At 68.5% G+C, this 12661-nt stretch carries 12 protein-coding genes; 9 read left to right on the plus strand and 3 right to left on the minus strand.

All coding sequences use genetic code 11. From position 1 onward, the window contains the following. Nucleotides 1-125: 125 nt before the first annotated feature. A complete protein-coding gene (locus tag ABIE00_RS05115; RefSeq protein WP_354257587.1) occupies nt 126-1043 on the plus strand; it encodes a putative endonuclease domain-containing protein in 918 nt (305 codons plus the stop codon). 79 nt (nt 1044-1122) lie between these two features. Here the strand turns inward: ABIE00_RS05115 and ABIE00_RS05120 are convergent, their stop codons facing one another. Further along, complete coding sequence (locus ABIE00_RS05120) at nt 1123-2121, minus strand: DNA-3-methyladenine glycosylase family protein (RefSeq protein ID WP_354257589.1); 999 nt, start codon at nt 2119-2121, stop codon at nt 1123-1125. Nucleotides 2122-2272: 151 nt separating this feature from the next. On the opposite strand from ABIE00_RS05120, the gene ABIE00_RS05125 reads away from it, so the two are divergent. Further along, entirely contained in the window at nt 2273-2677 is a 405-nt protein-coding gene (locus tag ABIE00_RS05125) for a VOC family protein (protein ID WP_331571620.1), read from the plus strand. Here ABIE00_RS05125 and ABIE00_RS05130 read toward each other — a convergent pair. Continuing rightward, nucleotides 2667-3110, minus strand: coding sequence for a VOC family protein (locus ABIE00_RS05130; RefSeq protein ID WP_354257592.1), 444 nt, complete (start codon nt 3108-3110; stop codon nt 2667-2669). The genes ABIE00_RS05125 and ABIE00_RS05130 overlap by 11 nt on opposite strands. Before the next feature lie 202 nt (nt 3111-3312). Beyond that, nucleotides 3313-4446, minus strand: a complete 1134-nt coding sequence (locus tag ABIE00_RS05135) for an SLC13 family permease (RefSeq protein WP_502914272.1) — start codon at nt 4444-4446, stop codon at nt 3313-3315. 119 nt (nt 4447-4565) lie between these two features. Here ABIE00_RS05135 and ABIE00_RS05140 point away from each other — a divergent pair, with 119 nt between their 5' ends. The 7 genes from ABIE00_RS05140 (at nt 4566) to ABIE00_RS05170 (ending at nt 12633) form a co-directional block, all read left to right on the plus strand. Continuing rightward, nucleotides 4566-5951 carry a cystathionine beta-synthase gene (locus ABIE00_RS05140; RefSeq protein ID WP_354257598.1) on the plus strand — a complete coding sequence of 462 codons (1386 nt, stop codon included), beginning with the start codon at nt 4566-4568 and terminating at the stop codon, nt 5949-5951. Between the two features lie 12 nt (nt 5952-5963). Next, nucleotides 5964-7124, plus strand: a complete 1161-nt coding sequence (locus ABIE00_RS05145; protein WP_354257601.1) for a cystathionine gamma-synthase — start codon at nt 5964-5966, stop codon at nt 7122-7124. After that, entirely contained in the window at nt 7121-8455 is a 1335-nt protein-coding gene (locus tag ABIE00_RS05150) for a glycosyltransferase 87 family protein (RefSeq protein WP_354257604.1), read from the plus strand. The genes ABIE00_RS05145 and ABIE00_RS05150 overlap by 4 nt, the downstream gene beginning before the upstream one ends. Nucleotides 8456-8492: 37 nt before the next feature. Further along, nucleotides 8493-9041 (plus strand): winged helix-turn-helix transcriptional regulator, encoded by a 549-nt coding sequence (locus ABIE00_RS05155; RefSeq protein WP_354257607.1) that lies wholly within the window; start codon nt 8493-8495, stop codon nt 9039-9041. Then, nucleotides 9038-10465, plus strand: a complete 1428-nt coding sequence (locus ABIE00_RS05160) for an MFS transporter (RefSeq protein ID WP_354257610.1) — start codon at nt 9038-9040, stop codon at nt 10463-10465. Before ABIE00_RS05155 ends, ABIE00_RS05160 begins: the two co-directional genes overlap by 4 nt. Nucleotides 10466-10552: 87 nt before the next feature. Further along, nucleotides 10553-11893: a glycosyltransferase 87 family protein gene (locus ABIE00_RS05165; RefSeq protein ID WP_354257613.1), complete on the plus strand. Its 1341-nt coding sequence runs from the start codon at nt 10553-10555 to the stop codon at nt 11891-11893. Next, nucleotides 11890-12633, plus strand: a complete 744-nt coding sequence (locus tag ABIE00_RS05170) for an SDR family oxidoreductase (RefSeq protein ID WP_354257616.1) — start codon at nt 11890-11892, stop codon at nt 12631-12633. The genes ABIE00_RS05165 and ABIE00_RS05170 overlap by 4 nt, the downstream gene beginning before the upstream one ends. The last annotated feature ends 28 nt before the right edge of the window (nt 12634-12661 follow it).

A 12661-nucleotide genomic window follows, 5' to 3' on the forward strand; every position in this document is an offset into this window, starting at 1 on the left:
CGCGGGGTCAGATATCGCCCAATGAGGTGCCTCCATTGGGCGATATCTGACCCCGCGTTGCAGGTTGCAGCATTGGGGCTGTGGATAACTCCAAAAGGCTTCGGCAGGCCGCCAGAATAGTTCCCATGACCCGCCCGACGCCGCTCCCGGAACCCCTGCATCAGGTCCCCTTTACCGTGTACGAATCAAGGGCGCTCGGAGTGACAGAGAAACGGCTCCGCGCCCAAGACCTCGCAGGCGGCGGACGTCTCATCTACCTGCCGAAGGGGCGCTTTCTCGACCTGCAGGCCCGGGCCCGGGTGCTGGCAACGGCAACCCCGGGAGCCTGGGTGTCGCATCAGACAGCAGCCGAGCTCACGCTGTTGGGGCTGCCGCCGTGGATGGACGGGGAGACGGTTCACTTGAGCAAGCCGCACGAGCTGCCAAGGGTTCGCCGCGCCGGAGTGGTCGGCCATCGCGTCCGAATGATTCCGGGCGAAATCGGGGAGTGCGACGGCATTCCCATCTCGTTACCGCCCCGGACCTGGCTGGACCTCGCCGGCGCGCTCCCTCTGAAGTACGTCGTTGCCATGGGGGATCAGCTGATCCGGATTCCGCGGCCCCAGTTCGAGGGCCGCACGGAGCCCTACGCGTACAAGGAGGGGCTGCGCCTGCTCATCCGGCAGCATCCCAACATGAAAGGTGTTGAGAAGGCAAGGCTGGCCCTGGACGAAATGCGGGTGGGCGCCGACTCCTACCCTGAAACTTTCCTCCGGATTGCGATGTTGGATGCGCACCTGCCGGAGCCGGAACTGCAAGTGCACCTGGACCCCCAAGATCCTTGGTCGCCGACTGCCGACCTCGGGTACCGGCGCTTCCGGATCGCACTGCAGTATGACGGCGAGCATCACCTCTCGCGTGAACAGCAGTCCCGCGATAACCGGCGCGACGAGGCGTTCACCAGCGCCGGCTGGTCCTATTTCCAGGTGAATGCCAACGATATGGACGAGGGATTCCGGGGAGTGATCAGCCGGGTCAAAGGTGCGAAACGTCGGGCGGCCTAGGGCAATGCGGGGTCAGATATCGCCCGATGGGGCGGTTTATTGGGCGCTATCTGACCCCGCGTTGCAGTAAGGGCGCGGGTCAGTGGCTGCGGTGGTCCTGGATGGTCATCCGCGGACCGAACGTGGGTTTCCGGAAGCCGCTCAGGCCGAGCATCCGGACCACCCGCTGCCGGTGCCCGGTCCACGGTTCGAGGAGGGTCAGCATGCCGGCGTCGTCAGTCCGCCGGCCGGTCAGCGCCGCGCCAACGTATGCGGCCAGATGGTAATCGCCCACCGCGATGGAGTCGGGGCAGCCGTGCGTCCGCTGCACCACCTCGGCTGCCGTCCACACCCCGATCCCCGGGATGGTCTGCAGCTTGGCGGCTGCTTCCGCCGCCGGCAGGGAGGCCAGACGTTCAAGCGCGACGGCGGAGCGCAGGGCACGCATGACAGTCGCCGAACGCTGCGGGCCGACCCCCGCCTTGTGCCACTCCCAGGACGGGATTCCGAGCCAGGCCCCGGCGGTGGGCCGTACAAGCAGTCCCGTTGGCGCGACGGTACCGGCGCCGGGGGCGGGAGTTCCGTGCCGGTACATCAGGTAGCGGAAACCCCGCCGCGCCTCGATGACGGTGACCTTCTGCTCCAGAATGGTGGGCACGAGGGAATCAACCATCCGCCCGGTGGAGGGCAGACGGACGTCGGGGTTCCGGCGCCGGGCCTCACGGACCATGCGGGGGAGTGTTGCGGCGAAGGAAGGCTCGTCAAACGCCGCCCAGTCGTCGTCGGCGCCGAGGAGCCGGGGAACCCCGGCGATGGCGGCGCCGGAACCGGGGCCCCACGCCAGGGCATCGACGCAGGGGCCGCCGCAGTCCGGTCCAGATCCCGCCCGGCCCGCCTCGGTCAGCCGCAGCGTTACCGGGCCATCCGGCGTCGTGAACGCCATCCACAGTCCGTCCGGGCGCGAGGAGAAGGAGGGGTCGCCGTTGCCGCGCATCAGGATACCCACGGTGCGGTGCAGGCTGTACGGGCCGCCCGGATGCCATCTGAGGGACGCGTCTGCCGCGGCTGCCAGCCGGGCAGGGGCGTCAGCAATGGTCATACAAACATCGTCCCACGCCGGACTGACAAACCTGCCGCCCGTCCCGCCCGAAGGGTTTGCGCCAGGCACTTATCCCGCGGCCGAGGCAGGACTACAATCCCTGTGTGGCGCGGGCCGGCCGTGCCCTTCCTTCGAGTTGCAGGTGATCGCAATGGGTGGAGTAGTGCATTTTGAAATCCCCGCGGACGACCAGGACCGGGCAAGAAACTTCTACAATCAGGCGCTCGGCTGGCGGATCGACCCGATGCCTGAGATGGACTACAACGTGGTGATCACCACCCCGATGGACGAAAAGACCGGCAGGCCTACCGAGCCGGGTGCCATCAACGGCGGCATGATGGCTCGGGAGGGGGAACTGACCACACCCGTCATCACCGTGGACGTGGAGGACATCGACGCGACGCTGAAGACCGTCGAGCAGCTGGGCGGTTCCGTGGTGAAACCCAAGGAGACCATCCCCGGCATGGGCCACTACGCCTACTTCAAGGACACCGAGGGCAACATCCTGGGGCTCTGGGAGAACCTCCCGGCCGATGCCGGCGGTGCTACGGGCTGACCTGCTTCTCGCCGAAGCGGCCGCGGGCCTCCACCGGGATCAGCGGTTTCTGGGCGCGGATCCGGAGCTCCTGCACCGCCCAGGTGTTTCCGTCGGGGTCACTGAACCCGAAGAAGGTGCCGCCGTCGCGCTCGTCGAAGACGGTGATCTCGCTTGCTTCCACGCCGCGGCTGAGCAGCTCGTCGCGCGCGGCCTGGGCGTCTGCCACCACCAGCTGCAGGCCGCGCATGGAGCCCGGCTCCATCTCGTTCTGCGAGGGCAGGTCCCCAATGACGATCGAACACCCCGAGCCGGGTGGCGTCAGCTGGACCACGTGCATGTGCTCGTTCTGCGTGTCGTGGTCCAGGTTGAAGCCGACCTTGTCCCGGTAGAACTCCACCGCCCGGCCAATGTCGCTCACGGGCAGCACAACCACTTCGAGGGTCCAGTCCAAGACACGTTCCTTTCAACGGCACTGATTCATCAGCGCTGATTCAACGGCACTGATCATCGGCACCCGGTCCCGGGCGCCGTAGCAAGCTTGCCCTGCCCGGACACGCCTTGGCTAGTACTTTGGCCGGAGCCGCGGCACCCGGCACCGGGCACCGGCCGCGGCACGGGCACCCGGCACCGGCCGCGGGACGGCAACCCGGCAGTCACGGCATCCCGTTCCCCAGCCAGAGCGCCAGGACCGCCAGTGGAAGCGCCAGGACAATCACGGCGGCGCCGGCAACCGCAAACCCGCCCCAGCGCACCCGCAGGTTCAGGCTCTGCAGGCGCTCGTGCCACAGGAGCGTGGCGAGCGACGCCCAGGGCGAAATGAGCGGACCCAGGTTCACCCCGATCAGGAGCGCGCCCAGCCTCAGCGGCGATCCGGCCGCGGGCTCCAGGGCCAGGTAGGCGGGGAGGTTGTTGGCGATGTTGGCGGAACCGGCGCCCAGTGCCGCGAGGCGCAGCAGGTCCGGAAACGTCTCCCCGGCCCCGGCGGCCGGTGCCAGGGCCCGGGTGAGGCCGTGCGCGTGCAGGGTCTCGACCACCATGAACAGCCCGGCGGTCAGCATCAGCGGGCGCCACGGCAGCATCGACCAGCGCAGGGCTGACGGCCGCCGCACCACGAACATGGCCACCAGGAACCCTGCCGCGAGGGCGGCAGGAACCGCCACGGGGACACCGGAAACCAGAGCCGGAAGCAGCACGAACAGCGTGCCGGCCGATGCCCGGAGCACCGTCCGGTCGCTGGCCGCGTGGACGGGCTGCGGCCCGTACCGGCCACGCAGGTCCCGGCGGAAGGCCAGCCAGAGCAGCAGCGACGGCACCACAACACCGACGGCGGCAGGCGCCCACATGAGCCTGGCAAATCCCAGCGGGCTGAGGGACATGTTCGACTGCGCCAACAGGTTGCTCAGGTTGGAGACCGGCAGGAACAGGGACGCGGTGTTGGCCAGCCACACGGTGCTCAGGGCGAACGGCAGGGGCGGGATCTTCGCGTGGACCGCGAGCAGCACCACCACCGGAGTCACCAGCACCGCGGTGGTATCGAGTGACAGGAAGGCCGTGGCGATGGCGGACAGGGCAAGCACAAAGAGCCACAGCACGAAGACGCTGCCCCGGCCCAGCGCCGAAATGCGGTCCGTCAGCACGCGGAACAGCCCCGCATCATCAACCAGTTCCGTGACGACGGTCATCGCCACCACGAAGGCCAGGATGGGGGCGGTGCGTCCCGCCAACGACGCGAACGCGGGCCATGGCAGCAGGCCGGCGGCAAGACAGCCGGCCCCGGCAAGCAGCATGCTGCCCGGCAGCAGGTAGCTCCGCACATTCTTCGGTATTCGCAGGGATGCCACCGCCCAATCTTCGCACCGAACCCTGCCGGGGCAACCACGCAGCCCAAGACGGTAAGTTGGTACCCATGAAGTACGCCCAGTCAGTCCTGGACCTCATCGGCAACACCCCGCTCATCAAGCTCAACCACGTCACGGAGGGCATCAAAGCCACCGTCCTGGTGAAGCTGGAATACGTGAATCCCGGCGGATCCATCAAGGACCGCATCGCGGCGAAGATGGTCGAGGAAGCCGAGCGCGACGGCAAGCTCAAGCCCGGCGGCACCATCATCGAGCCCACCTCCGGGAACACCGGCGTGGGCCTGGCCCTGGTGGCGCAGCAAAAGGGCTACAAATGCATTTTCGTGGTCCCGGACAAGGTGGGGGAGGACAAGCGCGCTGTCCTGGCGGCCTACGGTGCCGAAGTGGTGGTGACGCCCACCGCCGTCGAACCTGACAGCCCGCAGAGCTACTACGGCGTGTCCGACCGCCTGGTCACCGAGATCCCCGGCGCGTACAAGCCGGACCAGTTCTCCAACCCCGCCGCGCCGCTGAGCCATTATGAAACCACCGGCCCCGAGATCTGGCGGGACACGGACGGCAAGGTGACGCACTGCGTCATCGGCGCCGGAACCGGCGGCACCATCACCGGTACCGGCCGCTACCTCAAGGAGGTGTCGGCGGACCGTCCGGAGTCCGACGGCGGCCGGGTCCGGATCATCGGGGCCGATCCCGAAGGCTCTGTCTACTCAGGCGGCACCGGGCGCCCGTACTTCGTCGAGGGCGTGGGCGAGGACATGTGGCCGGCCAACTACGACAAGTCGGTCCCGGACCAGGTCCTGGCCGTCAGCGACGCCGACTCCTTCGAGATGACCCGGCGGCTTGCCCGCGAGGAGGGCCTGCTGGTGGGCGGCTCCTCCGGGATGGCCGTGGTGGCGGCCCTGCGAACCGCCCGGGGTCTGCCCGAGGACGCGGTGGTGGTGGTGATCCTGCCCGATTCCGGCCGCGGCTACCTCGCCAAGATCTTCAACGACCAGTGGATGCGCTCCTACGGCTTCCTCTCCGGTGGCGAGGAGGCCTCCGTGGGTGAGGTCATCAAGTTCAAGACGGGCGAGCTGCCGGACCTGGTGCACATCCACCCGAACGAGACCGTCCGCGACGTCATCAACATCATGAACGAGTTCGGCGTCAGCCACATCCCGGTGCTCTCCGCGGAGCCGCCCGTGGTCATGGGCGAAGTCCTGGGGGCGGTCGATGAACGGACCCTGACGGCCAAGCTGTTCCGCGGCGAGGCCAGGCTCACGGACAAGATCGCCGAGCACATGGGGGAGAAGCTGCCGGTGATCGGCTCGCTCGAAACCATCTCCGCGGCCCGCGAACTGCTTTCCGACGTCGACACCGTAATGGTGACGTTCGTCGGCGCGCCCATAGGCATCCTGACCCGCCACGACCTGCTCGCCTACCTCAGCCACTGATCAAGGAGCCCCATGTCTGAAGAGAACCAAGGATTCAACACCCGCGCCGTGCACGCCGGCCAGGCCTTCGAGCCGCGCACCGGCGCCGTCGTTCCGCCCCTGCACTTCAGCTCGACATATGCTCAGGACGGCATCGGCGGGCTGCGGGACGGCTACGAGTACGGCCGCGGCGGCAACCCCACCCGCGACGCCCTGCAGGAACAGCTCGCGGCGCTCGAGCGCGGCACGCACGCCTACTCCTTCAGCTCCGGACTCGCGGCCGAGGACTCGCTGATCCGCGCCCTGATGCGCCCCGGCGACCACATCGTGCTCGGCAACGACGCCTACGGCGGCACCTACCGGCTGATCAGCCGCGTGCTCGGAGAGTGGGGGATCGGCAACACCCCCGTTGACATGGCCGATCTCGACGCCGTTCAGGCCGCGGTTGCCGCCCACAAGACCCGCTTCGTCTGGGTGGAGACCCCGTCCAACCCGATGATGAAGATCACCGACATTGAGGCGCTCGCCAAGGTGGCGCACGACGCCGGGGCCCTCCTGATCGTCGACAACACCTTTGCGTCGCCCTACCTGCAGACCCCGCTCGACCTGGGTGCCGACGTCGTGGTCCACTCCACCACCAAGTACATCGGTGGCCACTCCGACGTGGTGGGCGGTGCGATAGTGGTCAAGGACGCCGGGCTGGCCGAGAAGATCGGCTTCGTGCAGTTCGCAGTCGGTGCCGTCTCCGGCCCGATGGACGCTTTCCTTACAACGCGCGGGCTCAAGACCCTCGGCGTTCGCATGGACCGGCACAGCGACAACGCGCAGGCTGTGGCCGAATGGCTCCTGGAACGCCCCGAGGTGGAGGCCGTGCTGTACCCGGGCCTGCCCTCGCACCCGGGCCACGAGCTGGCGAAGAAGCAGATGAAAAAGTTCGGCGGCATGATCTCGGTGCAGTTCAAGGGCGGCGAGGCCGCTGCCCGGAAGGTGGCCGAATCGACGTCGGTCTTCACGCTGGCCGAATCGCTCGGCGGCATCGAGTCCCTGATGAACTATCCGTCCGAGATGACGCACGCCTCGGTCAAGGGCACCGAGCTTGCCGTCCCCGTGAACCTGATCCGGCTTTCCTGCGGCATCGAGGACGTTGAGGACCTCATCGCCGACCTTGAGCAAGCCTTCACGCACATCCTGTGACGGCCTCCCCGCAGACGCAGGAAGGCACCGGCACCCGGCAGGAAGCCGGCAGGGATGAGGCGCCCCGCCGAACCGCACGCCGGCGTGCCCTCGGGTGGCTCGCGACGGCGGGCGGGGCTGGCGCCGTCGTCCTCGCTTTGATCTGGCTGTACGCCGAGTATGCCCCGGCCATGAACGACTTCGAGGTCTACTACTACGGCGGGACCAAGGTGCTGCAGACCGGCGAGGCCGGCATCGGCGAGCTGTACGCGCCCCGGGACGGGCTGCCGTTCACCTATCCGCCGTTCGCCGCGCTGCTGTTCGCCGGCCTGGCCACCATGAGCCTCGGCCAAAGCGGGCAGCTCTTCATCTGGGCGGCGCTGGGCGGGGCCGCGGTGGTGGCGGCCTGGCTCGCCCGGCACCACTTCGGGATGACCCGCTGGCGGGATGCGTTTGCGGACTGGCGGTTCAGGACTGTGGCGCTGGCCGGGACCGGGGCCATTGTCCTGCTGGGACCTTGGCGGGACACCTTCGTGTTCGGGCAGATCAACATCATCCTGATGGGCCTGATCCTGGCCGACTTCGCGCTGCACGGGAAGTCCCGGGCGGGTGAGATCCGCTGGCCCGCGGGCCTGCTGATCGGTGTGGCTGCCGGGATCAAGCTGACGCCGCTCGCGTTCGCGCTGTATTTCCTGGTGCGCCGCGATTTCAAGGCCCTGGGCTGGATGGCGGCGGGATTCCTCGGATCCATTGCCCTGGCCTGGGCGGCTCTGCCCCAGGCGTCCGTAACGTTCTGGACCAAGATCCTGCCCAACACCGGCCGCATCGGCGATCCGGGGTACGTGGACAACCTGTCCCTGAAGGGGCTGCTGCTCCACTTCGGGCTGCCGGACTCGGGGACCACCAGCCTGCTGTGGCTCGTGCTGGCGCTGGCCCTGGCGGGGCTCACTGCGCTGGTGATCCGCTGGGCGGTGGCCGTGGAGGAAAACTTCGTGGCGGTGTCCGCAACCGCAGTGCTCATGCTCCTGGTCAGCCCCGTTTCGTGGTCGCATCACTGGGTGTGGATCGCGGTGGCGCTGCCGTCCATGGCCTTCGCGATGCACCGCGTTCCCTCCCGGACAGGCCTCATGCGGCTGGCCGGTTGGCTGGTGGTGGCGGTCTCGGCAGTGGCCTTCTACCTCGCGCCCAAGGACCTCGCGATGGCGGCCGGGGCCGAGGTGTGGGGCGTGAACCCGCAGACACAGTGGCCGCTGATGGTCTCGAGCCTGGGCGTGCTGTGCGGGGTCGCGCTGCTGGTCTACTGGGCCGCAGCCTACCGGCCCGCGCGGACAGGGATCGGTCCGCGCCGCTAGGCTAGCTTTCTTCAAGAAAGTCAGCTAATGTCGCAGCATGGCACTCCGCTCCGACTGGTCCCAGCGCAACTGCAGCATGGCCCGCGGCCTCGACATTTTCGGCGATCCGTGGGGCCTGCTGGTTCTGCGCGAGGTCTTCTTCGGCAACGGCCGTTTCGACGCGGTGAAAACGCGCCTCCAGGTGGCTGACTCCGTCCTCACCCGGCGGCTTGCCTCCCTGGTGGAGTCCGGCCTCCTGGCAAAACAGCCCTATGACGATGGCGGACGTACCCGCCACGAGTACGTCCTCACCGGCAAAGGTGAAGACGCCCTGCCGGTGCTCAACGCCGTCGTGATCTGGTCCGAAAAGCATCTGCAGGCGCCGTCCGAGCAGGCCCACATGTACGTGGTCCACGCATCGTGCGGTCAACGTACATCGTCCGCGGACACCTGCACCGAATGCGGTGAACGGCTCACCGCGGAGAACACCAGTTGGCACAGCCTGACCCGCAGCGAAGAGCCGCTCCCGCTGGCCACAGCGCCCCGGCAACCCGCTACCACGACCAACCGCGTTCAAAGCGGCGAAGATGAAGGAACAGCCGCATGACCACCCCTGAGGACCCCGGAGTCTTTGTCCGGATATCTCGCCCTGAAGGGCCTTTAGACGACCATATCTGGACAAAAACTCAAGAGGAAAGCAGGAGGACTTCGACGGACGGCCCGAAGAAGCGGCGTCGGCCGCATCCCGCGTGGGCCGTGGCGGCGGTGGCGTTCCTGGCGCTCGTCGGGGCCGCCGGCTTCCGTGCCGCGCCCGGTGTGCTCATGGTGCCGCTGCAGCAGGAGTTCGGCTGGTCCACCACGGTGTTGTCGTCCGCGGTGAGCATCAACCTGGTGCTGTTCGGCCTGACGGCACCGTTCGCCGCGGCCCTCATGGAACGGTTCGGCATCCGGGCCGTCACCGCGGTCGCGCTCGGGCTGATCGGCGCCGGCAGCGCCCTGACTGTGCTGGTCAACCAGTCCTGGCAGATCCTCCTCACCTGGGGCCTGCTGATTGGCCTGGGCACCGGTTCGATGGCCCTGGTGTTCGCGGCGACCATCGCCAACACGTGGTTCACCAAGAGCCGGGGCCTCGTGATCGGCATCCTGACCGCAGGCAGCGCCGCCGGCCAGCTGGTCTTCCTGCCATTTATCGCGGTGCTCGCCCAGGATCCGGGCTGGCGCCAGGCCTCGCTGCTCATCGCCGCCGGGGCGCTGGCCGTGGTTCCGCTGGTGCTGAAGTTCCTGAAAAACTCACCGGCCGACGTCGGGGCGTTGCCTTACGGGGCCGAGGAGCCGTCCGGCGCGGCGGACGAAAGTTCGGCCCCCGCCGGGACTGCCGAACCCCGCGGCAATGCCGCCGTCCGGGCACTGCAGGTACTTCGGAGCGCCAGCAGGAACCGTACGTTCTGGGCGCTCGCCGCGGGGTTCGCCATCTGCGGAGCCACCACGAACGGGCTGATCGGCACCCACTTCATCCCGTCCGCCCATGACCACGGCATGCCGGAAACGACGGCGGCCGGCCTGCTCGCCGTCGTCGGGATCTTCGACATCCTGGGCACTATCGCTTCCGGCTGGCTGACCGACCGGTTCAACCCCCGGATCCTGCTGGCCGTGTACTACCAGTTCCGCGGCATCGGGCTCTTGGTGCTGCCGCTGCTGCTGGGCTCCTCGGTCCAGCCCAGCATGATCGTGTTCGTGGTGATCTACGGCCTGGACTGGGTGGCCACGGTTCCGCCCACCGCCGCCATCTGCCGCCAGGTGTTCGGCGCCGACGGCGGCGTGGTGTTCGGCTGGGTGTTCGCGGCGCACCAGCTGGGCGCCGCCGCAGCCGCACTCGCAGCCGGGGCGATCCGGGATGCCACCGGCCACTACACCTACGCCTGGTTCGGTGCCGCCGCGATGTGCACCATCGCCGCGGTCATCAGCGCCACCATCCGCAAAGACGCCGGACGACGGAAGTCCGCCGCATTGGCAGTCGCTTCAGTAGACTGAGCGGGGCGCCCTCGGGCGCGGCTCTTGCGGCAGATCGCGCGACGCGTCCCGCAGGCACGTTGCCGGACTCAAGCTGGGGGACACTGAATGGCACTGCTTACCGTCCGAACGAAGAACGACAGACCCGCTGCAAAACCACGGCTCCGCGGCCGCCGGACCGCGCTGGCCGCCGTCGAGCTGGTGGTCCTGCTGGCCGTGCTGGCCACGGCCGTCTTCGTCGCCTCCCGGCTGGAGGTCTGGGGCGGGAAAGGCCTGGACTTCAGCGTCTACTGGTACGGCGGCAGGATCCTCAACGACGCCGGCCTGTCGCCGTCGGGCCTTTATCAGCCCACGGTGAACTGGGCAGGCGGCCCGGAACTGCCGTTCACCTACCCGCCGTTCGCGGCCCTCGTCTTTAGCCTGCTCGCCAAGCTGCCGCAGGCCACCGCGCTGCTGCTGTTCAACGCCGCCGGCGTGGCCGTGGCCGCCTGGATGGCGGCGCTCGGTGTCCGGTACTGGAACAGCAAGCCGAGCTGGCGCAGCACCTTTGCCTCGCTTACCTTCAGGTCCGCACTGAACCGGCTCGGCGCCGTCGTGCTTTTCCTGGCTGTCCTGAATCTGGGGCCATGGCGGGAAACCCTGGTCTTCGGCCAGATCAACATCCTCTTGCTGGGGCTGATGACGGCGGACCTGCTGTCCCGGAACCCGGGCTGGAGGAACGGCGTTCCCGGCAGCGGCTTCCTGGTGGGCGTGGCGGCCGGCATCAAGCTGACGCCCCTGGTCTTCGGCCTGTACTTCCTGGTGCGGAAGGACTGGCGCGGACTGCTGAACATGGGCGCAGGCTTTGCGTTCACCGTGCTGCTCGGCTGGGTGCTCCGGCCGGCCGAGTCCCGCAGCTTTTGGCTGGAGATTCTTCCCGATACGTCCCGGATCGGCGGCGCCGGTTACGTGGACAACCTTTCCATCAAGGGCGCCCTGCTCCACTTCGGGGTTCCGGCGGACTTCGTGAACGTGCCGTGGATACTCCTGAGCCTGCTGGTCGTGGGTCTGGGCGCGGCCGTCATCCGGACCGCCAGCAGCCAGGGCGCCAGGGTGGTGGCCATTTCCGCCACGGCACTCACCATGCTCCTGGTCAGCCCCGTCTCGTGGTCCCACCACTGGGTCTGGATGGCGGCGGTGCTTCCGGCTTTCGCCTGGACGCTGCGCGAGACCCCTCGGCGGCACAGGCTCTCACGCTGGGCGATGGGCGCCGTCCTGGGCTTGTCCACGGCGGTGTTCCTGTTCTCGCCGAAGACCATCGGCACGGCCCTGGGCGCCGACAACCTTGACCTGCAGACGCCGGCGCCGTGGCTCATGGCGTCCAGCGCCGGGGTGTTCTGTGCGCTCGCCATCATGGTGTGCTGGCTCGTGGTTCTCCGCCGCGGCGCGGTGGCGGAGCTGGCGGAATGAGCACCGCACTGGTCACCGGCGTCGGGCGCCTCGCCGGAATCGGCGCGGGGATCGCCCGGCAGCTGGCGGCCGCCGGGTGGGACCTGGTGCTGACCTACTGGCAGGACTACGACGCCCGCATGCCGTGGGGAATCCACCCGGACGACGTCGGCCGGCTCGCCGCGGAACTGAGGGCCACCGGCTCCAAGGTGCTGACGCTGCCCGCCAACTTTCAGGACCCGGACGCCGTCGATCAGCTGATGGCGGAGGCGGCGGCGCAGGCAGGAACTCTCCACGGGATGGTGCTCAGCCACGCCGAATCCGTCGACTCGGGCATCATGGACACCACCCTCGAAAGCTTCGAACGGCACTTCGCCGTGAACACCAGGGCCAGCTGGCAGCTGATCCGCGCCTTTGCGCAGCAGGCGGCGGACGACGGCGGCGCGGTCGTCGCGCTGACCAGTGACCACACAGCGTTCAACCTGCCGTACGGCGCGTCCAAGGGGGCGCTGGACCGGATCGTGATCGCCGCGGCGCGTGAACTTGGCCCGCTGGGCATCAGCGCCAATGTGCTGAACCCCGGGCCCGTGGACACCGGCTGGATGGATGGTCGGCTTCGTGAGGAGCTGGTCCGGCGCCAGCCCGGCGGGCGGCTGGGCACTCCGGCCGACGTGGCGGGAACCGTGGCTTTCCTGCTGTCCCCGGCGGGCCGCTGGGTGTCCGGCCAGCTCATTAAGGCCGACGGCGGGTTCTCCGCCTGACGCTTTCGGAGCGCCCTTAGGGGCGGGC

The organism is Arthrobacter sp. OAP107, assembly GCF_040546765.1.
In the GTDB taxonomy this organism is placed as follows: domain Bacteria; phylum Actinomycetota; class Actinomycetes; order Actinomycetales; family Micrococcaceae; genus Arthrobacter.

Bases quoted from the DNA above. Each gene is read 5' to 3' on its own strand.
- ABIE00_RS05125 (WP_331571620.1), top strand. From the start codon at position 2,273: ATGGGTGGAGTAGTGCATTTTGAAATCCCCGCGGACGACCAGGACCGG.
- ABIE00_RS05135 (WP_502914272.1), bottom strand. From the start codon at position 4,446: ATGCTGCTTGCCGGGGCCGGCTGTCTTGCCGCCGGCCTGCTGCCATGG.
- ABIE00_RS05120 (WP_354257589.1), bottom strand. From the start codon at position 2,121: ATGACCATTGCTGACGCCCCTGCCCGGCTGGCAGCCGCGGCAGACGCG.
- ABIE00_RS05115 (WP_354257587.1), top strand. From the start codon at position 126: ATGACCCGCCCGACGCCGCTCCCGGAACCCCTGCATCAGGTCCCCTTT.
- ABIE00_RS05160 (WP_354257610.1), top strand. From the start codon at position 9,038: ATGACCACCCCTGAGGACCCCGGAGTCTTTGTCCGGATATCTCGCCCT.
- ABIE00_RS05145 (WP_354257601.1), top strand. From the start codon at position 5,964: ATGTCTGAAGAGAACCAAGGATTCAACACCCGCGCCGTGCACGCCGGC.
- ABIE00_RS05165 (WP_354257613.1), top strand. From the start codon at position 10,553: ATGGCACTGCTTACCGTCCGAACGAAGAACGACAGACCCGCTGCAAAA.
- ABIE00_RS05140 (WP_354257598.1), top strand. From the start codon at position 4,566: ATGAAGTACGCCCAGTCAGTCCTGGACCTCATCGGCAACACCCCGCTC.
- ABIE00_RS05170 (WP_354257616.1), top strand. From the start codon at position 11,890: ATGAGCACCGCACTGGTCACCGGCGTCGGGCGCCTCGCCGGAATCGGC.
- ABIE00_RS05155 (WP_354257607.1), top strand. From the start codon at position 8,493: ATGGCACTCCGCTCCGACTGGTCCCAGCGCAACTGCAGCATGGCCCGC.